The sequence below is a fragment of the Streptomyces sp. AM8-1-1 genome (assembly GCF_032229325.1).
Taxonomy (GTDB): domain Bacteria; phylum Actinomycetota; class Actinomycetes; order Streptomycetales; family Streptomycetaceae; genus Streptomyces; species Streptomyces achmelvichensis.
In genome coordinates this window covers 826,510-844,838 of record NZ_CP135086.1, presented here as the reverse complement: position 1 = coordinate 844,838, position 18,329 = coordinate 826,510, and the positions used below count along the sequence as shown (strand labels likewise).

The 18,329-nt window shown below is 72.1% G+C and carries 20 protein-coding genes and 1 pseudogene; 11 read left to right on the top strand and 10 right to left on the bottom strand.

All coding sequences use genetic code 11. The annotated features are described in order from the left end of the window. Nucleotides 1–3: 3 nt before the first annotated feature. The 3 genes from RPQ07_RS03755 to RPQ07_RS03745 all read right to left on the bottom strand — a co-directional run bounded on the left by RPQ07_RS03755 (nucleotide 4) and on the right by RPQ07_RS03745 (nucleotide 2,169). Nucleotides 4–231 (bottom strand): DUF5133 domain-containing protein, encoded by a 228-nt coding sequence (locus RPQ07_RS03755; protein ID WP_313942552.1) that lies wholly within the window; start codon nucleotides 229–231, stop codon nucleotides 4–6. A gap of 89 nt (nucleotides 232–320) precedes the next feature. Continuing rightward, entirely contained in the window at nucleotides 321–854 is a 534-nt protein-coding gene (locus RPQ07_RS03750; protein WP_313942551.1) for a universal stress protein, read from the bottom strand. Between the two features lie 4 nt (nucleotides 855–858). Next, nucleotides 859–2,169 carry an SLC13 family permease gene (locus tag RPQ07_RS03745; protein WP_313942550.1) on the bottom strand — a complete coding sequence of 437 codons (1,311 nt, stop codon included), beginning with the start codon at nucleotides 2,167–2,169 and terminating at the stop codon, nucleotides 859–861. A gap of 126 nt (nucleotides 2,170–2,295) precedes the next feature. On the opposite strand from RPQ07_RS03745, the gene RPQ07_RS03740 reads away from it, so the two are divergent. The 4 genes and pseudogenes from RPQ07_RS03740 (at nucleotide 2,296) to RPQ07_RS03725 (ending at nucleotide 5,963) form a co-directional block, all read left to right on the top strand. Then, on the top strand, nucleotides 2,296–2,622 hold the full coding sequence (locus RPQ07_RS03740) for a hypothetical protein (RefSeq protein ID WP_313942549.1): 327 nt from the start codon (nucleotides 2,296–2,298) through the stop codon (nucleotides 2,620–2,622). 283 nt (nucleotides 2,623–2,905) lie between these two features. Then, nucleotides 2,906–3,400, top strand: coding sequence for a hypothetical protein (locus RPQ07_RS03735; protein ID WP_313942548.1), 495 nt, complete (start codon nucleotides 2,906–2,908; stop codon nucleotides 3,398–3,400). Between the two features lie 189 nt (nucleotides 3,401–3,589). Then, nucleotides 3,590–4,828, top strand: a pseudogene (gene thrS / locus RPQ07_RS03730) (threonine--tRNA ligase); the annotation flags it as partial. Nucleotides 4,829–4,955: 127 nt separating this feature from the next. Then, complete coding sequence (locus RPQ07_RS03725) at nucleotides 4,956–5,963, top strand: alpha/beta hydrolase (protein ID WP_313942547.1); 1,008 nt, start codon at nucleotides 4,956–4,958, stop codon at nucleotides 5,961–5,963. Nucleotides 5,964–5,983: 20 nt separating this feature from the next. On the opposite strand, the gene RPQ07_RS03720 is transcribed toward RPQ07_RS03725, so the two are convergent. The 3 genes from RPQ07_RS03720 to RPQ07_RS03710 form a co-directional block, all read right to left on the bottom strand. Continuing rightward, nucleotides 5,984–6,604 carry a DNA polymerase ligase N-terminal domain-containing protein gene (locus RPQ07_RS03720; RefSeq protein WP_313942546.1) on the bottom strand — a complete coding sequence of 207 codons (621 nt, stop codon included), beginning with the start codon at nucleotides 6,602–6,604 and terminating at the stop codon, nucleotides 5,984–5,986. Nucleotides 6,605–6,670: 66 nt separating this feature from the next. Beyond that, nucleotides 6,671–7,684 (bottom strand): non-homologous end-joining DNA ligase, encoded by a 1,014-nt coding sequence (ligD, locus tag RPQ07_RS03715; protein WP_313942545.1) that lies wholly within the window; start codon nucleotides 7,682–7,684, stop codon nucleotides 6,671–6,673. 43 nt (nucleotides 7,685–7,727) lie between these two features. Beyond that, the gene (locus tag RPQ07_RS03710) at nucleotides 7,728–8,054 is read right to left on the bottom strand and encodes a plasmid stabilization protein (protein ID WP_313942544.1); all 327 of its coding nucleotides are present in this window, start codon (nucleotides 8,052–8,054) and stop codon (nucleotides 7,728–7,730) included. A gap of 241 nt (nucleotides 8,055–8,295) precedes the next feature. On the opposite strand from RPQ07_RS03710, the gene RPQ07_RS03705 reads away from it, so the two are divergent. The 4 genes from RPQ07_RS03705 (at nucleotide 8,296) to nthA (ending at nucleotide 10,025) form a co-directional block, all read left to right on the top strand. Beyond that, a complete protein-coding gene (locus RPQ07_RS03705; protein ID WP_313942543.1) occupies nucleotides 8,296–8,715 on the top strand; it encodes a CBS domain-containing protein in 420 nt (139 codons plus the stop codon). A 164-nt stretch (nucleotides 8,716–8,879) separates the two neighbouring features. After that, on the top strand, nucleotides 8,880–9,161 hold the full coding sequence (locus tag RPQ07_RS37770; RefSeq protein WP_327677567.1) for a hypothetical protein: 282 nt from the start codon (nucleotides 8,880–8,882) through the stop codon (nucleotides 9,159–9,161). Then, nucleotides 9,154–9,441, top strand: coding sequence for an SH3-like domain-containing protein (locus RPQ07_RS37765; RefSeq protein ID WP_413777698.1), 288 nt, complete (start codon nucleotides 9,154–9,156; stop codon nucleotides 9,439–9,441). Before RPQ07_RS37770 ends, RPQ07_RS37765 begins: the two co-directional genes overlap by 8 nt. After that, nucleotides 9,438–10,025 carry a nitrile hydratase subunit alpha gene (gene nthA, locus RPQ07_RS03695; protein ID WP_313942542.1) on the top strand — a complete coding sequence of 196 codons (588 nt, stop codon included), beginning with the start codon at nucleotides 9,438–9,440 and terminating at the stop codon, nucleotides 10,023–10,025. Before RPQ07_RS37765 ends, nthA begins: the two co-directional genes overlap by 4 nt. A gap of 137 nt (nucleotides 10,026–10,162) precedes the next feature. On the opposite strand, the gene RPQ07_RS03690 is transcribed toward nthA, so the two are convergent. From RPQ07_RS03690 to RPQ07_RS03680, 3 genes are all read right to left on the bottom strand, one after another. Further along, a complete protein-coding gene (locus tag RPQ07_RS03690; RefSeq protein WP_313942541.1) occupies nucleotides 10,163–11,161 on the bottom strand; it encodes a GlxA family transcriptional regulator in 999 nt (332 codons plus the stop codon). Continuing rightward, nucleotides 11,149–11,796, bottom strand: a complete 648-nt coding sequence (locus tag RPQ07_RS03685; protein WP_313942540.1) for an HD domain-containing protein — start codon at nucleotides 11,794–11,796, stop codon at nucleotides 11,149–11,151. The genes RPQ07_RS03690 and RPQ07_RS03685 overlap by 13 nt, the downstream gene beginning before the upstream one ends. Before the next feature lie 154 nt (nucleotides 11,797–11,950). After that, nucleotides 11,951–12,853 carry a DMT family transporter gene (locus tag RPQ07_RS03680; protein WP_313948771.1) on the bottom strand — a complete coding sequence of 301 codons (903 nt, stop codon included), beginning with the start codon at nucleotides 12,851–12,853 and terminating at the stop codon, nucleotides 11,951–11,953. 197 nt (nucleotides 12,854–13,050) lie between these two features. Here RPQ07_RS03680 and RPQ07_RS03675 point away from each other — a divergent pair, with 197 nt between their 5' ends. Then, nucleotides 13,051–15,228: an FUSC family protein gene (locus RPQ07_RS03675; protein WP_313942539.1), complete on the top strand. Its 2,178-nt coding sequence runs from the start codon at nucleotides 13,051–13,053 to the stop codon at nucleotides 15,226–15,228. A gap of 13 nt (nucleotides 15,229–15,241) precedes the next feature. Here the strand turns inward: RPQ07_RS03675 and RPQ07_RS03670 are convergent, their stop codons facing one another. Further along, on the bottom strand, nucleotides 15,242–15,979 hold the full coding sequence (locus tag RPQ07_RS03670) for an SAM-dependent methyltransferase (RefSeq protein WP_313942538.1): 738 nt from the start codon (nucleotides 15,977–15,979) through the stop codon (nucleotides 15,242–15,244). Nucleotides 15,980–16,236: 257 nt separating this feature from the next. On the opposite strand from RPQ07_RS03670, the gene RPQ07_RS03665 reads away from it, so the two are divergent. Both RPQ07_RS03665 and RPQ07_RS03660 read left to right on the top strand, forming a co-directional pair. After that, nucleotides 16,237–17,223, top strand: a complete 987-nt coding sequence (locus tag RPQ07_RS03665; protein ID WP_313942537.1) for an aldo/keto reductase — start codon at nucleotides 16,237–16,239, stop codon at nucleotides 17,221–17,223. Between the two features lie 117 nt (nucleotides 17,224–17,340). Further along, nucleotides 17,341–18,234, top strand: coding sequence for a SigB/SigF/SigG family RNA polymerase sigma factor (locus RPQ07_RS03660; RefSeq protein ID WP_313942536.1), 894 nt, complete (start codon nucleotides 17,341–17,343; stop codon nucleotides 18,232–18,234). Nucleotides 18,235–18,329 lie beyond the last annotated feature (95 nt).

Here is an 18,329-nt window from a genome sequence, read left to right as displayed (position 1 = left end):
TGCTCAGGCCGTGGTGGGGCTACTGCCGCGCGGGCGTACTCCGAGATAGCTCTCCGCCAGACGTACCGCCTCGAGGGCGGTGCGCCGGCCCATGAGGACGCACAACGTGGTTGCGGCATCCCGAAAGCTCGCGCTGATCTCGGCATCGGCCGGGTTGCGCAGCATGCGGCGTTCCTGCAGACGGTAGTTGCTCAGAAGCTCGGCGACCACAGGTTCGTTCGGCATCAGCATCAAGACCTCCCCGGACGCGGGTCTGATCCATTCTTCGCCCGGCCGTCCCCGCTTCGCCATTCGAGACCGGAAGCGGCCACCACGGAGCGTCAGCCGGGAGGCCGCGGAGGCGGTGGAGGCGGTGGAGGCGGAGGCGGCGGAGGCGGTGGAGGCGGTGGAAGACGGTCGATGCCGGGCGCGGCCCCGGGCCACACCAGCAGCACCGGACACGGAGCGTGATCGACGACGAAACGCGTGGCGGGGCCGAGGCTGCGGGGACCCAGACGGTGCCGGTCGCCGTCCCGGGCGCAAACGAGCAGGTCGGCACCCTCGGCGGCGGTGACGACCTCACGCTCCACGCGGCCGTGCGCGAAACGGCGCTCGGCGGGTCTGCCGAGGCGTTCCGCGGCCCGGTCCAGGAGTTCGGCGGCGGCGGACGCAGAGAGGGCCGCCACCTGGTCCCCGGGGTCGCGTTCCGGGTGGCCGCGGCCGAGCAGACCCGCGAACGCTCCGTGAGCGGTCTCGGCCACGTCGTCGCCGGTGACGTACAGCAAGGTCACATCGGCCCGGGCGGGAACCTGCGCCCGTGCGGCATCCACGCACGCCCGCCACGTGCCCTCCGTGATCCAGATGATCACTGTCACGGATTCAGCCCCCTCCGGTCGCCTGCAACATCGCCCACAGGGCCATGGTGGCGGCGACAAGGGTCGGAGGCACAGTCCACAGGCCGAGGCGGGTGAAGTCGCCGAGGCCGGAATCGGTGTCGTGCTCCCGCAGGACCCGCCGCCACAGAAGGGTGGCGAGCGAGCCGACGTACGTGAGGTTCGGCCCGAGGTTCACGCCGATCAGCGCCGCCAGCACGGCTCCCGGACCGCTCGACGCGACGATCGGCAGCAGGGCGAGGATCGCGGGGAGGTTGTTGATGAGATTGGAGAGGACGGCCGCCAGGGCCGCGATCGCCAGCAGCGCGCCCAGGCTGTCTCCGTGCGGCAGCACCTGGCTGATGCCGCTCTCCAGCCCGTGGTCGACGACCGCCTTGACGACGACGCCCAGCGCGAGGACGAAGAGACAGAACTGCGGGCTCGCCGCCCCCACCATGGCCCGTACGGATGTCTTCCGCCGGACCAGCGCACGGACGCCGAGGACGACGGCGCCGCCCAGCGCCGCCCACGCCGGCTCGGCGCCCAGGAGCGAGGCGACGACGAATCCGGCGAGCGTCAGACCCAGGACGACGAGGGTGAAGACCGGTACGGCGACCCGCCCGGCCTTCGGCTCGTCCGGTGCGCCGGCGGCCAGGTCGGCGGCGAAGAAGCGGCGGAAGACCACGTACTCGATCACGATGACGATCAGCCAGGCGGGCGCCATCAGGACCGCGAACCGGGTGAAGGTCAGGCCGCTGGCGGTGAAGGCCAGCAGATTGGTCAGGTTGGACACCGGCAGCAGCAGCGACGCCGAATTGGCGAGATGGGCCGTGGCGTACACATGCGGGCGCGGTCTGGCTCCGACGCGGGTGGCGGCGGCGAACACCACCGGGGTCAGCAGCACGACGGTCGCGTCGAGGCTCAGGACGGCCGTGATCAGCGCCGCCGCCGCGAACACGCCCCCCAGCAGCCGGTCGGCCCGCCCCCGGCAGGCGCGGGCGACGACATCGCCGGCCGCGGTGAAGAGCCCGTCGACCGCACAGAGCTGAGCCAGGACCAGAACCGCGGCGAGGAAGCCCACGACCGGAAGGAGGCTCTGCGTCTGCTCCCAGGCCTCGGCGGGGGAGACCGCGCCGAGGGCCACGAGGAGCGCGGCCGCGGGGACCGCGGCGACGGCTTCCGGCCATCCGCGGGGGCGCGCCACGGCGAAGGCCAGTACGGCGAGCAGCAGGGCGACGGAGAGGATCTCGGCGACGACGGAGTTCAGAGTTACCCCAGGGAGCGGGAGGCGCGCGGCGGCGGTGACACCGGTCAGCATCGTACGTGGGCAGCGGGTTCCCGCCGACCGCGCCCGGACGTGCATCCGGTACCCGGGTACAGGTCTACCGTCGGGGAAGAGGGGCCGCACAAGGGGAGTGCGTACGTCACGGAAGAGGGAGCGGACATGACCATGTGGGTGCCGGAAGCCTGCACGCTGCCGACGACGGAGCAGCCACTGAGGCTCGCGGAGTTCGACGCCCTGTTCGCCCGCTCGTTGCACCGCGTCGAGCGGGTGGCGCCCAGGTCGGTGCGGCTGGTTCTCGACCCTGCGGCCGACGGACCGGCGCGCGAACTCGCCCGGCGGGAGAGCGCCTGCTGCTCGTTCTTCACCTTCGGTTTCACCGAGTCGGACGACGGCCGGACGGTGATGGAGGTGACGGCACCCGCCGCGTACGCCGACGTCGTGGACGCGCTCGCGGACCGGGCGGACGGAGCCCGGGAGGGGGCATGACCACCGTGGCCCTGCGCAGCGGCCGGGTCGCGGAGGCGGCCGGTGGAGGCCGCGGGGCACCGGCACACGGGAGCCGGGTTGGGGCCGCGAGCGGGCACGGAGCAGGATCGAGGAGACCGACGAATAGGTCGCCGACCTCATGACGGTCCGCATGACGGTCCGCGCCTCACTCGTCTTCGCGTCGGCGGTGGGCTGCGAGGATCTGACGGGATGTGCGGCGAGCCCCGGATGCCCGCTGCCTTTCACGGACGTGGCAGAGCAGACCTGACAGAGGGGGAGCGCGGTGGGGGCGAGTGCTGAGCACAGGGAGGACGGCAGTGGTGGGGGATGCCTCGCGTGCGATCTGATCTCCGGTACCGTCGCGCCCGCGGGCGGGACGGTCAGCCGGACCGGTCACTGGACCGTAGAACACTGCGTCGGACCGCTCGGACTCGGCACCCTCATCGTCAAGCCGCTCAGGCATGTCGTGCATGTCGCGGACCTCACCGCCGACGAGTCCGCCGAACTCGGCCCGCTGCTGCGCCGGACCAGCGAGGCCGTCACCGCGGTGACGAGCCCCGAGCAGGTGTACGTATGCCTCTGGTCGCACGCCGGCCGCGTCCCCGGCCACATCCACTTCGTCGTCCAGCCCGCCCGCGCCGATGACATGGCCCGGCACGACGCGTACGGTCCCGCGCTCCAGGTCGCCATGTTCGGAGCCGGCCGTGTACCCCGCGAGGCGGACGTGGTGGACGTCTGCGACCGCCTGCGTGCGGCCCTGGCCGAACCGGCCCTGTGACCTCTGCTGCCCGGCAGACGAAAAACCGCGGGCCCGGAGCCGCTTCGACTGCTAGCGTCCGCGGCATGAAGCGCGCCGACCTGACGACGACGCCGGAGAGTGTCCCGGCGCGCTGACTGCTGACCCAAGTCGAAGCCCCGGGGCGAGTGCCCCGGGGCTTCGCCGTGCGGCCACTCGCTCCCTTCCCGCGAGGAGACCGCCATGCACGACCACCGAAGGCTCGGACGTGAACTGGACCTGTTCGACACCGACCCGCTGATCGGCGCCGGTCTGCCGTACTGGCTGCCCGACGGAGCGGTCGTACGGCATGCGCTGGAGGAGTACATCCGCGGCGCGGAACAGCGGGCCGGCTACCGGCATGTGTACTCACCGGTGCTCGGAAAGCGAGAGCTGTACGAGATCTCCGGCCACTGGTCCCACTACAGCGAGGACATGTTCCCGCCCATGGACATCGGCGGGGAGCAGGTGGTGCTGCGTCCGAGCCTGTGTCCCCATCACGCGCTCATGTACCGCTCCCGACCGCACAGTCACCGCGAACTGCCCCTCAGAATGGCGGAGCTCGGAGGCATGTACCGCTCCGAACTCTCGGGCGTGCTCGGCGGGCTGACCCGTGTCCGGGCCATCCATCTCAACGACGCCCATGTCTTCTGCACCGCCGATCAGGTGGCCGAGGAGGCGCGGGCCGCCCTGGAGCTGATCCGTGAGGCGTACGGCGTCCTCGGCATCCGGCCCGTCCGCCACCGGCTGTCCCTGCCCGGAGCGGGCGGGAAGTACGTGGCGGACCCGGGGATGTGGCAGCGGGCGGCCCTGCTGCTGCGGGAGGTGCTCGACGCGTCGGGCGTGCCGTACGAAGCCGTCGAGGGCGAGGCGGCGTTCTACGGTCCCAAGATCGACGTCCAGGTCGCGGACGACGCGGGCCGGGAGGCGACCCTGTCGACCGTGCAGATCGACTTCCATCAGCCCGGGCAGTTCGATCTGCACTACATCGGTGCCGACGGCGCGAAACACCGCCCGGTCATGGTCCACCGCAGCATCATCGGCAGCGTGGAGCGGGCCGTCGCGCACCTCATCGAGCTGTACGGCGGTGCCTTCCCGGCCTGGCTGGCACCCACCCAGCTGGTCGTCCTGCCGGTGACCGACGCACAGGTGCCGCGCTCCGCAGAGGTGGTACGGCGGGCCGTCGAACAGGGGCTGCGGGCCGAGCTTTCGGGGCCGGAGCACGGCAGTCTGGGTGCGCGGATCAGGGCCGCCCGGCTCGTCCCGCACCAGGCGGTGATCGGCTCCGAGGAGGCCGCCGACGACCTGGTCGCCCTGCGCCTGCGGGACGGACGCCGGCTGAAGGCGTTGTCCGCGGACCAGGCCCTGGCCCGGATCGGTGCGCTCGTCGCGGTGCGCAGCCGCGAACTGTGGGACACCCCCGGCGAGTAGTCGACTCCCCGCTTTTGCCGAATCGGCAACAACCGTCGTACCGCTGCTCCCTGCCCCCGCATGATCGTGGGCAGCGGCGGCGGTGCGCCGGCCGCCGAACAGACGCAGACGTTCCCGGGGAGGAACCATGTCGCAGCCCACCGAGACACCCGCGCAGCCGACCGATGAGGCCGTACACCGCCTGGTGGATGTTCCGGGTGGCCGTATCCACCTGGTGGAACAGGGCAGCGGCCCGCTCGTCCTCCTGGTCCACGGGTTCCCCGAGTCGTGGTACTCCTGGCGCCACCAGCTTCCCGCGCTGGCCGCCGCGGGATACCGCGCCGTCGCGATCGACGTCCGCGGCTACGGACGTTCCTCGAAGCCCCGCGACGTGGACGCGTACCGGATGCTCGCCCATGTGGCCGACAACGTCGGCGTCGTACGTGCCCTCGGTGAGGAGACCGCGACGGTCGTGGGCCACGACTGGGGCTCACCCATCGCCTCCAGCTCGGCGCTGCTCCGCCCCGACGTCTTCACCGCCGCCGCCCTGCTCGGCGTGCCCTACGCACCGCGGGGCGGCGGGCGGCCGACGGAGCTCTTCGCACAGTTCGGCGGGGCGGCCGAGTTCTCCATGAGCTACTTCCAGGCGCCGGGCCGCGCCGAGTCGGAGATCGAGCCCGATGTACGGGGCTGGCTCGCCGGCTACTACGCCGCGCTCTCCGGCGACACCGCACCGTCGGACGGCGACGGCAGCCTGTTCTTCGTCCCGCCGGGGGCGCGGATGCGCGACCGCTTCCCGGGCGATGTCCGGCCGGCCTGGCTCACCGAGGCCGATCTCGACGTCTACGCCGGGGAGTTCGAACGGTCCGGGCTGACCGGAGCGCTCAACCGGTACCGCAACATCGACCGCGACTGGGAGGACCTGGCAGCCTGGGACGGCGCGCCGCTCACCCAGCCCTCGCTGTTCATCGGCGGCGAACGCGACGCGTCCATCGTCTGGCTGGCGGACGCCATCAAGGCCTTCCCGGCGACACTGCCGGGCCTCGTCTCGTCGCACATCATCGAAGGCTGCGGCCACTGGGTCCAGCAGGAACGGGCGGACGAGGTCAACCGCCTGCTGGTCGACTGGCTGACCACGGTGCACCGGAACGCCTGACGCGGACCGTCCGCCGGTCGTCAGGACCGGTTGCTCTCCCACCGGTCGGCGTCCGGGTCGGCCGCGATCTGCCCGAGCGTGCGGCCGCTGCGGGCGGAGCGGGCCCGTTTGGGGTCGGGTGCGTCCTGGTCGGAGGCATGGGTGTCGTTCCGCTTCACCAGCATCCATGCCTCACGGTCGTCGTCGCCGTCTCCGCCGCGGAACCGCGTGAGCGCGTAACCGCCGTGCAGCTTGCGGCCGTCGAGCCAGAACGAGGCATGGCCCTTCTCCAGGGCCTTCTCGAACTCCTCGGGGCTGCCCTTCGGCCGGTAGGTGCCCTCGTCCCAGATGATCACCGTGCCGCCGCCGTACTGCCCCTCGGGGATGATGCCCTCGAAGTCCCGGTAGTCCAGCGGATGGTCCTCGGTCGGCATCGCGAGGCGCTTGTCGTGCGGATCGTGCGAGGGCCCCTTGGGGATCGCCCAGGACTTCAGGACGCCGTCGACCTCCAGCCGGAAGTCGAAATGGACGCTGCGGGCGTCGTGCAACTGGACGACGAACCGGGGGGCCGATCCGGACGCCGGGGCACCGCCCTGCGGCTCTCGCGTCTTGTCGAAGTCCCGCTTCCTGCGGTACTCCGACAGGTCGTCCTTCCCGGCCATGGTGAGCCGCCTTTCCTGTGGGGGCTTTCCCGTGCGGGCTTTCCCGTGCGGGGTGTGCCGGGCGGGTCAGCCCGCCGCCGGTTCCTCCCTGACCACGTCGGCCGGTTCCTTGTCGTCGCGCAGCCCGAGGAACCGGGGGTGGCGCAGCATGCCGTCACGCGTCCACTCCGTGAACCCGACCTGTGCGACGAGCCGAGGCTCCACCCAGTGCACGCCTCGCTCGCGGACCACTCCGGCGAAGGGGGACTGCCGCTGCCCCAGGCCGTCCAGCGCTCCGCGCAGCCGGCGGAGTGCGGCCTGGTCGTAGCCGGTGCCCACCTTTCCCGCGTACCTCAGTTCCCCATCCGCGTAGTAGCCGATCAGCAGTGCGCCGAAGCCGACCCGGCTGCCCGCCGGTTCGGTGAATCCGCCGATGACGAACTCCTGCGCCCGGGCGCACTTGAGCTTCAGCCAGTCGGGTGAACGCCGGGGCAGGTAGGACCCCTCGGCCCGCTTGGCGATGAGGCCTTCCCAGCCCCGGGCGCACGCCTCGTCCAGCTCGCGCTGCCCGCCCTGATTGCGGTGCGGTGTGAAGCGCACGGGAGGAGCGAAGTCCAGCGCGCGCCGCAGCAGTGACTTGCGTGTCCGCAGCGGCAGACGCCGGAGATCCTTCCCGTCGAGCGTGAGCAGATCGAAGAGGTAGTACGTCACCGCGACCCCGCTCGCGCGCGCCTTCCGCGGGTCGGTCAACTGCATGCGCTGCTGGAGCCGGCTGAAGTCGGTGCGGCCGTGGGAGTACGCCACGATCTCGCCGTCCACCGTGAAGTCCTCGCACGACTGCGCCGCCAGCGCCTCCACCAGCTCGGGATAGCTGTTGTTCATGGCGCGGCCCGTGCGCGACAGCAGCCGCGTCCCCTCGGGGGCGCGGACGGTCAGCGCCCGGATGCCGTCGAGTTTGCGCTCGAAGACCCAGGTGTCGTCGAAGACGCGGCGGTCGCTGAGCACCGCCAGCATCGGGTGCGTCGCGAGGTCGTCCCCGGAGGGGGCGGCGCTCAGCAGGCGCCGCTGCGCGGCGGGAAGCGCGTCGAGGAGGCCGCTCATGGGAAGCGTGCCGAGTCGGGGCCGCGCGTCACGGCCCGCGGACTCAGCGGCCGACGGCCCTGGCCAGCTGGGCCTTCGTCATCGAGGACCGTCCCTCGACGCCCTTCTTCTTCGCCTCGGCGTACAGCTGGTCCTTCGTCGGCCCCTGCGCACCGCTGTGCGAACGCTCGCCGCCACGCTGAGAGGCGGACTTCGGGTCCTGGGTGGACGTCCTGCTCGCCGTCTTCGCCTCGCCGGAACGCGCGCGCTCCTTGTTCACGGTGCGCGAGGCGATCTCCTTGGCACGGCCGGTGGAGGCGCCGCGTTCCTCGGCACTCTCCTTGATGTGTTCGTACTGACGCTCGCGCTTGGGGCTGGAACCTCGCGGCATGGCCGTCTCCTCGTACTCCTTGTGCGTCCGATTCCCGTGGTGCGCCGGTCCGCGCGGCCGAAGGCCACGCTCCGGTATAGGCCGTCGGTACCCGGATCTCGGCCGGGAACACACCCACTTTCCACCGATTGGTCTCTTCGTGCACCGCGAGCGTGGTGTCCGTCCTGGCGGGTACCCGAGCGGCGGAACCGGCGGCCGCGGGCACGCGGTCGTCCGTCGGAGGTCGGAGGAGGACAGTGCGATGACTCAGAAGGTTCGCGAGATCATGACCGGCCCACCGGTCACCGTCGGCGCGCTCACCGCCGTCAGCGAGGTCGCGCACCGGATGCGGGACGCGGACATCGGCGCCGTCCTCGTCACCGACGGGGATCGGCTGCGCGGTCTGGTCACCGACCGGGACCTGGTGGTCAGGGTGATGGCCGAGGGACGGAACCCCGACGACACGACAGCGCAGGAAGCCTGCAGCGACGAACCCGTCACGGTCGCCGCCGACGACGACGTGCTGCGGGCCGTGCAGCTGATGCGCAAGCACTCGCTGCGCCGGCTGCCCGTGCTCGACGGCGGGAAGCCCGTGGGCATCATCGCCCTGGGGGACCTGGCCATCGAGCGCGACCCCACATCGGCACTCGGCGACATCAGCTCCACTCCGCCGAACGACTGACCCCGCGGCCCGTGCCGGACGGCGTCGACCTGACGCGGCGCGGGCCCGTCGCGGTCCGCGCTCGGCCCCGCACTCGGGTGGCCGGTCGTGTCCCGCGCCACCAGAAGGCCTGGGTCATGCCCGCGAAGCGGACGAGACCTCCGGCCACGATCTAGGCTGGTGCCATGGCCAGGATCAACGACGTCGGCGGCATGGAGGGCTTCGGCCCCATCGACACCACCGACGACACCGAGCCCTTCCACGCGGACTGGGAAGCCAGGGTCTTCGCGCTGAACCGTGCCCTGGTCGCGGGCAACGTCTTCAACCTCGACGAGTTCCGCGACGCCGTCGAATCCATGCCGCCGTCCGACTACTTGGCCGCCTCGTACTACGAGCGCTGGCTCCACGCCATCGTCGCCCTCCTGGAGGCGAAGGGTGTCATCGAGGCCGGTGAGCTCGATGACTGACACCGCCGACCGCTTCACGCCCGGCGCGCGCGTGCGGACGATCCACCACGACCCGCCGCACCACACGCGGCTCCCGCGCTACGCCCGCGGCAAGCTGGGCACCGTGGTCGAGCCCGAGGGCCGGTCCCCGCTCGCCGACATCCGATCCCAGGGCCGCGACGACGCCCCGGTCGAGCAGGTCTACGCCGTACGCTTCGCTGCCCGCGAACTGTGGGGCGCAGGCGACCACCACGTCGTGCTCGATCTGTCCGAGAGCTATCTGGAGGACGACCGCCCGTGACCGGAACCCACGCCGACGCGGCCGTCTCCCGTCGCGTACGCCGCCTGGAAACCCTTCTCGAAGAGCGCGGCGTGATCACGGGCGCCGCCGTGGACGAGGTCATCGACGCCTTCATGAACGAGGCGTCACCGGCCAACGGGGCCCGGGTGACGGCCCGCGCCTGGACGGACCCGGCCTTCCGCGCACGACTGCTCGACGACGGCACCGCGGCCGTCGCCGAGCTGGGATTCGCGGCCGGGGGAGTGCAACCGCAGCGCCTGCGCGTCGTCGAGAACACCGCCGACACGCACAACGTCATCGTCTGCACACTCTGCTCCTGCTACCCGATCCGGCTGCTCGGGCCGTCCCCGAGCTGGTACAAGAGCGAGGCCTACCGGTCCAGGGTGGTCCGTGAACCCCGGTCCGTACTGGCGGAGTTCGGCCTTCACCTGCCGCCGGAGACCCGGATCACGGTGTGGGACTCGACGTCCGAGACGCGGTACATGGTCCTGCCGCGACGACCGCAGAACACCGAAGGGCTCTCCGAAGAGGAGCTGGCGGCCCTGGTGTCCCGCAACGCGTTGATCGGCACCGCAGCCCTCTGACCCGCGCCCCGACCGCCTCTGGGGTCTGTCGTTCGGATCAGGCTGGGTCAGTGAGTGGGTCCCCCCCCCACGCCCCAAGGGCTACGCGGGATCGCGTGCCAGGGCACGCGATCCCCGCAAGATCCGAACAACAAGCCCTAGCCGAGGGGTTCCGCGACAGCCGTCGTACGGAATCGGGCGCGGTAGACCGTCGGCGAGACACCGAGCGTGTTCCGGAACGTGCGCCGCATGGTCTCCGCCGACCCGAATCCCGAGCGGCCGGCGACCTCCTCGACCGGATCGCTGCCCGCCTCCAGCAGTGCCTGGGCGGCCTCCAGCCGCACCGACTCCAGATACTGACCCGGTGTCATCCCGATCTCGCTGCGGAAGAGTCTGGTGAGGTGCCGTGCGCTGACGCCCGCATCGCGGGCCAGTGCGTCGAGACCGTACGGTGCGCCGGGGTCGGCCCCGACGGCGTCCATCACCCGGCGCACCACGGGGTGCCCGGACTCCCGGGGCGTCAGGCGCGCGCTGAACTGGGACTGCCCGCCCGGCCGGGCCATGAACACCACGAGCTCGCGGGCCACGTTCCGGGCCATGTCCGGTCCGTGGTCCTCCTCGACCAGCGCCAGCGCGAGGTCGATGCCCGCGGTGACGCCCGCGGAGGTGACCACGTGGCCGTCCCGGACGAACACGGGATCGGCCTCCACCCGCACCTCGGGGTAGGCGGCCGCCAGCTCCCCGGCGAGCTGCCAGTGGGTCGCCGTACGCCGCCCGTCGAGCACGCCGCTCTCCGCCAGGACGAACGCGCCCGCACACACGGACGCGACCCGCTTCGAGCGGTCCGCGAGCCCGCCCGCGAACGCGACGAGATCGCGGTCCGCGACCGCCCCGCGCCAGTCCTTCCGGCCGGGCACCACCACCGTGCCGACGCGTCGCGGCAGGCTCTCCGGCCCGCCGTCCACCCCCACACGCACCCCGGACGACGTCCGGACATCGGCCCCGGTGAGGGAGACGATCCGGACGTCGTAGCGCGCGCCGTAGCCGTTGGCCGTCGTGAACACCTCGGCCGGGCCGGTCACATCGAGCAGCTGCACCTCGTCGAACGCCACCACGGCCACCACATGGCGCGCCGGGCCGCCGGTCACTCGGGCCACGGGGAGTCGACGATCGTACGGACGAAGTCACCCCGCTGGAAGCCCGGCACAAAGTGTTCGAGCACATCGGCCTTGACGTTGCCGAACGTCGTCTCCGGCTTCGGCCGGATCCCGTCCGTGAACGCCGCCAGGATGCGCTGCTTGAAGTCGGGGCGCGGATGAAGCGCGACGACGGCCGCGCGCTCCGCGTCCGAGAGGTCCCCGTAGCCGATGCCCAGGACGTCGTACTCGACGCCCGCCGTCACCAGCGCCACCTCGGGCTCCATGAACTCGGGAATCCCCGGGGTGGTGTGCAGGGCGATCGCCGTCCACACCCGCCGGACGCTGTCCTCCGGCACCTGCCGGGCCGCCAGGAAACGCCGTGCCTCGTCCGCGCTGTCCACCTCGAAACGCCGCCCGCTGGTCCTGAACCGCTCGCCGAGGCCCAGGTCGTGGAACATCGCTCCGACGTACAGCAGCTCGGGATCGAACGACAGATCACGGTGACGGCCCTGGAGGGCGGCGAAGAAGTACACACGGCGGGAGTGGCCGTAGATCAGCTCGTCGGTCGTGTCGCGCACCAGCTCGGTCGCCTCGCGGGCGAGCCGGGTGTCCGGAACGCGCACTCCGGCGGGCGCGGGAGAGGTGGTCGTCATCGCTGTCACAGACCTTTCGTCATCGGGGTGCCGGTCGGTCCGACCACTCCAGCTTCGACCGCCGCTGCCGGCGCCGCCATGGCTGTGAGGCCGGACAACCCACAGATACGGACACCCCTTCCGGCGCGCGGAATCCTGTGAGGGGCGGCGTGACTCAAGGGGCCTCCGTGGCCTTCTCCGACTCCGAGTCGTCCGGGGCCACGACGGAGCGGGTGAGCGGAATCCGGGACAGTGCGAGAACACCCGCGGCGATCAGGGCGACACCGCAGAGCTGGGGCAGCAGCCACCAGCCGGAACGGACCTCCTCCTCGTACAGGGTGATGCCGAGCGCCAGGCTGACCGCCGCGTCGCCGAGTGTGAGCGCGGGCTGGGACGCCACCAGAGGGCCTGCCTGCATCGCGTTCTCCAGCAGGAAGAGCGCGCAGACGCCGGCCGCGGCGAAGCCGTAGGTCTGCCAGGCACTGAAGAACGCAGCGATGCCCTGGTCGTCGAGAATGTGCATCGACGCCTTCATCAGCGCCGCCGTCAGGGCGTAGCTGATCGCTGTCGCCCCTCCCAGACAGGCCGCACGCGCGCGGCCCTCGGGACGCTTGAGCCCCGCAAGGGCGAGGACGACGACCGCCCCCACGCAGACGGCCAGCGCGGGAATCCAGCGGTCCAGTGCCACATGGGTGCGGTTGCCGGTCGGGGCCGCGGAGGCCAGCGCGACCACCAGACCGCCCACGACGACCGCCACGGCCAGCCAGCCCGTGCGCGGCAGATGCCGGTGCATCAGCAGGGAGGCGACGACGAGGGTGAGCGGCAGTTCGAGGACGAACAGCGGCTGCACGATCGTGAGCGGCCCGGTCGCCAGCGCCAGCGCCTGGCAGACACCTGCGGCGATCACCGCGAGGATCCCGGCCAGCCACACGGGACGCCGCAGGAGATCCAGCATCAGCCCGGCGCGGAGCCCCTCGGACCGCGGCACCGTGAGGGCCGCCTTGCGCTGAAGGACGGTGGCGACGGCGTTGCTGAACGCCGCGCAGAGCGCGAAGACGACCGGGAGCAGGGTGTGCAGCGTGGCGGCCTCCAGAGGACAGGCGAGGCGCGCCCCGCCGGTGGTCTCCTGCCATGGTCACCTCGCCGCGGCCCTCCGCGCGATCGGGACGCGCCCGGGCTGCGGACCGTTGATCACGAGCCGACAATGGGACCGGGGAGCCCGCCGGACCGCGCGTGGCTCCCACCGGCGGTGCCGCGGCTGAGAGGAACGTGCCCATGCGCGTGCCGAAGGCGGACCGTACGACGATCGTGCACCGCGCCGTCCGGGTGAGTGTGGCGTCCTGCGCCGGGTTCTACCCGTTCGTCTACGCGGTGGACCGGCCCGCGGTCGCGCTGTACGCCCTGTTCGCCCCCGTGGCGCTCGGCATGCTCTCGCCGATCCCCGGGTCCGGACGCGTCCGGGCCGGTGTGATCCTGCGGGCACTGCCCGTCGGCCTGGTGCTCGTCGCTCTGGGCACCGTCCTCGCCGTGGAGACCTGGGCGGCCGTCGCCGGCATGCTGGTCGTCGGCTTCCTCCTGGCCTTCGCAGCCGTCGGAGGACCACTCCCGGCGGGAGCGGCGCCCGGACTCCAGCTCTTCTACATCCTCGCCTGCTTCCCGCCGTACGCGCCGGGGGCCCTGGGTCAGCGGCTGGCGGGCCTGACCCTCGGCGTACTCCTGCTCGCGGCCTGCGAGGTCCTGCTGCTGCCCGCGCCGGCCACCGTCTCCTACCGGGAGCTCCTCGCCGATGCCGTGGCACTGGCGGGCCGAGCCGCGGCCACCGCCGACTCACCGTCCGAGCGACAGCAGGCTGCCGACGAGACACCTGCCGTGCAGCCGCCGGTCGCGGACGACAGACCGGTCGCGCAGCCGCCCGTCGCGGACGACACGTCGGCCGAGCGGCTGCGGGAATTCGGCGGGCGGCTGCGGCTGTCCCGGCTGCCGACCGCCGAGCGGCCGGCCGGCGCAGGCCGCAGGGACCGCGCCCTCGCACAGGCCAGCGGTGCCGCGCGCAGGCTCCTCGTACAGCTGGCACGGTTGCGGGACGCCCCCGCCTCGGTGGACGCTGCCTCGGCCGCGATGCTCGACCGCGTCGCGGCCCTCTGTGCCACCGCCGCGACCGCGCTGCGCGGCGGACAGCCGATGCCTGCGTACGGGATGATGGGGCTCGGCGCCGCGATCGACGAATTCCAGGCGGTACGGACGGCGCAGACGACGAATCCGTCCGAGGCCGCGCCGCCTCTTCAGGTACTGCGCCGACAGGCCGCGGTTCTCGCGATCGCCGAGTCCGCCCGGATCCTCGAGACGTCGGTCCGTATCGGTCTCGACGGCAGGCGTACTCCGGGCGTCCAGCCGCAGGAACTGTTCTGGTACGCCGGTCTCACGTCCGCCCGCCTCTGGTGGCGGCGCGTCGCCGGCAACACCACCCTGCGCTCGGTCCAGTTCCAGAACGCCGTGCGGATCGCCCTCGGTCTGGGAGCAGCCCGCCTGGTGGCCGGCTCCCTCGACCTCACCCACGGCTTCTGGGTGCTGCTCGCGGTGCTCACCCTGGGCCGCACGACGGCGACGGAGACATGGTCGGCGGTGCGCTCGGCCCTCATCGGCACCCTCGTCGGCGCCACGGCGGCGGGGGCGCTGCTCCTCGCGGTCGGACACCACACCGATGCGTACGCCGTGGTCCTCGCACCGGCCATGCTCGCCGCCTTCGCCCTCGGGCCGATGCTGGGAGTCGCCTGGGCCCAGGCACTGTTCACCCTGGTGGTGTCGGCGGCCTTCGCCCAGATCGCCCACGTCTCCTGGCAGTTGGCCGAGGTCCGGCTCATCGACGTGGTCACCGGCAGCGTCATCGGGCTGCTGTGCGGGCTCCTCGCCTGGCCCGCGGGCGCCCGGCGCGAGGTGCACAGGAACATGGCCGCGCTGCTGCGCGCCTCGGGTCCGCTGATCCCAGCGACCGTGCGCGTCCTGCTGCCGGCGGGCCCGGAGCCGCAGCCCACGACGCTCCCCGCGCTGCACCGGCTGCGCCTCGCGGAGGCGGCCTACCTCCAGTTCGAGAGCGAGCCCGGGCAGCGGCCGGCCGATGCAACGGACTGGCACGCCGTCCTCATCACCGCGAACGACATCCTCCTCGGCGTCCAGCTGCTGCCCCGCTTCGACCCGCCTCCGGCCGCGGGCCGGCCGGACGACGTGGCGTGGGCGCGTGCGGGCGCCGACCGGCTGGAGCTCGCCACCGACCGGATCGCCGCGCTCTGCGCCGGTGAAGGGCCGCCGCCTTCCGAGGGCCCGCCCACCGGTCTCTCCCTCGGACCCCGCCACGGCCGGCCGCTCCCGCTGCTGATGGACCTGGAGCACTGGCTGAGGGTCCTTGCCGCCGAACTCGCCCACATCGAGAAGTCGGTGACCGCCCGGGTGGACTGACCCGGTGCCCGTGTCAGCCGGACGTCGGGCGCAGCACCAGCGAGACGAAGCCCATGGTGTCGCGGTAGACCCGCAGCCACTCCTCCCGGTGGATCGTGGCCGCACGCAGGGCCTCGGCGCTGTCGGGGTCCGCGGGCCGGTCAAGCGCCCACGACGCCAGCGAACCCGTCCACGACCATTCGTAGTCGTCCAGCTCCCGGCGCGTGCTGACATGGCCGTGGACAGGGGTCCATCCCTCGGCGGTCACCCGGTCCATCGTGGTCGCCAGATCGGCGAAGTCGCCGAGCATCCCGACGGCTTCCGCCGAGGGCTCGCGCTCCCATATCCCGTCGCCGACCAACACGCGCCCGTCGGGCGCCAGGTGCTTGCGAGCGGCCGCGAGGGTGGGGAGCAGGCCGCCGAAGGCGTGGGTCGCACCGACACTGATCACGAGGTCGAAGGCGTGCGGCGCTGTGAAGTCGGCAGCGTCCTGCCGGTGCAGATTCAGACGGTCCCCGACTCCCCGTTCCTGTGCGGCCTCGCGGGCGTGGAGCAGAGCGCTCTCGGCGAGGTCGACACCCTCAGCACGCACCTGCGGACGGCCGGCCAGGGCGCGCAGCACCCACTCACCGCCTCCGCAGCCGAGATCCAGGACGCGTTCGTCGCCCCGCGGGAGGGAGTGGTCGAGCAGGCCGCGTACAGCGTCGTCGTCCAGCGGCGCGGCGACGGGGTGGCCCGCATGGGCGATTCGGGAGATCAGTTCACGGTTCACCGGCGCAGCGTGCCAGGGCTGCGCGGTCGGCGCACGTGGATTTCCGGCACCTACGGGCGTGGGGCCGCCGGGCGCCGGACGCTGGCGGGTTCGGCCGGCAGTCGGTCGGGGGACGCGGCACGTCCGGCCGGCAGGCGGACGGGGAGCCTGGGCGGAACCGTCGGCACTCGGTTCCTTGACTTCGTGAGCGCTCCAACACCCAGACTCCCGCACATCGCCCCGGCCGCCCGGTAGGGGCCCAACAGGGAGGACCTGTCATGCGGTACCGCACCATCGGCCAGAACCCGGACCACCGCCGGGAGGTCAGCGTGCTCAGCCTGGGAGCGATGCTGTTCGGGACGGCGACCGACGAGCCGACGGCGTTCGCGATTCTCGACCGCTACGTCGAGGCCGGCGGCACGTTCGTCGACACGTCCGACAACTACGCGTACTGGTTCACCGGCGGGCAGGGCGGAGAGAGCGAGCAGCTCCTCGGCCGCTGGCGGCGCAGCCGGGGCATCGGGAACGAGATCACCGTCGCCACCAAACTCGGTGCCCGCCCCCTCGCCCCCGGGACCGGCTACCTCGACAACGCCGAAGGGCTCTCGGCCAAGGTCATCCGGGAGGCCGCCGAGCGCAGCAGGGAACGTCTCGGTACGGACAAACTGGATCTGCTCTACGCCCACATCGAGGATCCCTCGGTCGCCCCCGAGGAGACCGTGGAAGGGTTCGCGCAGCTCGTCGCCGAGGGAACGGTCGGACTGCTCGGCGTCAGCAACCACTGGACGTGGAAGATCGAACGGGCCCGCACCATCGCCGCGGCGGCCGGACTGCCCGGTTACGAGGTGCTCCAGTACCAGCACAGCTATCTGCGGCCGCGTACCGACCGGCCGGGGGACATGTCCGCGGACGGCAGCCAGGGCGTCGCCGGCGGGGATCTGCTCAGTTACGTCCGCCACGACCCCGGCCTGACACTGGTCGCCTACTCGCCACTGCTGGGTGGCCGCTATGTGCGTGACGACAAGCCCTTCGGCCCCGAGTTCGACCACGCGGGCACGCCCGCGCGGAAGGCCGCTCTGCGTGCGGTGGCGCAGGAGGCCGGAGCCACCGTCAACCAGGTGGTGCTCGCCTGGCTCATCGGCGGGGAGATACCGGTCATCCCGCTGGTCGGCGCCTCGTCGGTGGCGCAGCTCGACGAGAGCCTTGCCGCGGTGGACCTGGAGCTGACGGCGGATCAGCGGGCCAGGCTGGACACCGCCTGCTGATCCCGTGCCGCGCCCCTCGGGGAGAGTCCGCAGGAATCGGATGCGTGATGCCGGCGAGGCGGGGAACCTGGACCCACGCAGCATCGCCGAAGGGGAGGGAACATCATGCTCAGCACCATGTCGTCCGAAAGCACCCGGAGCGGGACGAAGCAGGAGGACGTTTCCGCGGGGTCCCCCTCGCGCGTGGGGGAACTGCCCTGGGTCGAGAACGCCGGCAAGCTCGCGCCGAAGAACGCGAAGAGCCTGTCGAAGGTGTTCTTCGACCGCCTCAAGGTGCTGGAGGAAGGCACCCACGAGTACCAGTACGCCCGCAACACGCTCATCGAGATGAACCTCTCCCTCGTGCAGTTCGCCGCCCGCCGGTTCCGCAACCGCGGCAGCGGCGAGATGGAGGACGTCATCCAGGTCGGCACGATCGGCCTCATCAAGGCGATCGACCGGTTCGACCTGTCCCGCGAGGTCGAGTTCACCTCGTTCGCGATTCCGTACATCGTGGGCGAGATCAAGCGGTTCTTCCGCGACACCAGCTGGGCCGTCCATGTGCCCCGCCGGCTCCAGGAACTCCGCACCGAACTGGCGAAGGCCAAGGACGAACTCGCCGCCGTACTGGACCGCGACCCGACGGTGAAGGAACTCGCGGAGCTGCTCGAACTCACCGAGGACGAGGTGCGCGAGGGCCTGGTCGCCGCCAACGGCTACACCGCCGGCTCCCTCGACACCCCGAACGCCGACAGCGACGACGCCCCGGTCGGCGCCCGGACCGGCCGTGCGTACGCGGACATCCTCGGCGGTGACGACCCGTACATGGAACTGGTCGAGGACCTGCACTCGCTCGCCCCTCTGCTGGAGCGGCTGGACGAGCGGGAGAAGCGCATCCTGCAGATGCGCTTCGGGCAGGAGATGACGCAGGCGGAGATCGGCCGGGAACTGAACGTGTCCCAGATGCATGTCTCCCGTCTGCTGACGCGCACGCTGACGAAGCTCCGTACCGGCATGCTGACGGACCGCTGAGCGATCATCACGGGCCGGCCGCCCGGGACGCCGGACGAGGTGCGACGCTTGGGTCAGGGCCGTTCCGGTAGCCGCCGGAGGGCCGTTCGTGCTCG

Bases quoted from the DNA above. Each gene is read 5' to 3' on its own strand.
- RPQ07_RS03665 (WP_313942537.1), top strand. From the start codon at position 16,237: ATGCGGTACCGCACCATCGGCCAGAACCCGGACCACCGCCGGGAGGTC.
- RPQ07_RS03720 (WP_313942546.1), bottom strand. From the start codon at position 6,604: ATGGCCGGGAAGGACGACCTGTCGGAGTACCGCAGGAAGCGGGACTTC.
- RPQ07_RS03740 (WP_313942549.1), top strand. From the start codon at position 2,296: ATGACCATGTGGGTGCCGGAAGCCTGCACGCTGCCGACGACGGAGCAG.
- RPQ07_RS37770 (WP_327677567.1), top strand. From the start codon at position 8,880: ATGGCCAGGATCAACGACGTCGGCGGCATGGAGGGCTTCGGCCCCATC.
- RPQ07_RS03685 (WP_313942540.1), bottom strand. From the start codon at position 11,796: ATGACGACCACCTCTCCCGCGCCCGCCGGAGTGCGCGTTCCGGACACC.
- RPQ07_RS03725 (WP_313942547.1), top strand. From the start codon at position 4,956: ATGTCGCAGCCCACCGAGACACCCGCGCAGCCGACCGATGAGGCCGTA.
- RPQ07_RS03660 (WP_313942536.1), top strand. From the start codon at position 17,341: ATGTCGTCCGAAAGCACCCGGAGCGGGACGAAGCAGGAGGACGTTTCC.
- RPQ07_RS03745 (WP_313942550.1), bottom strand. From the start codon at position 2,169: ATGCTGACCGGTGTCACCGCCGCCGCGCGCCTCCCGCTCCCTGGGGTA.
- ligD (WP_313942545.1), bottom strand. From the start codon at position 7,684: ATGAGCGGCCTCCTCGACGCGCTTCCCGCCGCGCAGCGGCGCCTGCTG.
- RPQ07_RS03705 (WP_313942543.1), top strand. From the start codon at position 8,296: ATGACTCAGAAGGTTCGCGAGATCATGACCGGCCCACCGGTCACCGTC.
- RPQ07_RS37765 (WP_413777698.1), top strand. From the start codon at position 9,154: ATGACTGACACCGCCGACCGCTTCACGCCCGGCGCGCGCGTGCGGACG.
- RPQ07_RS03755 (WP_313942552.1), bottom strand. From the start codon at position 231: ATGCTGATGCCGAACGAACCTGTGGTCGCCGAGCTTCTGAGCAACTAC.
- RPQ07_RS03710 (WP_313942544.1), bottom strand. From the start codon at position 8,054: ATGCCGCGAGGTTCCAGCCCCAAGCGCGAGCGTCAGTACGAACACATC.
- RPQ07_RS03675 (WP_313942539.1), top strand. From the start codon at position 13,051: ATGCGCGTGCCGAAGGCGGACCGTACGACGATCGTGCACCGCGCCGTC.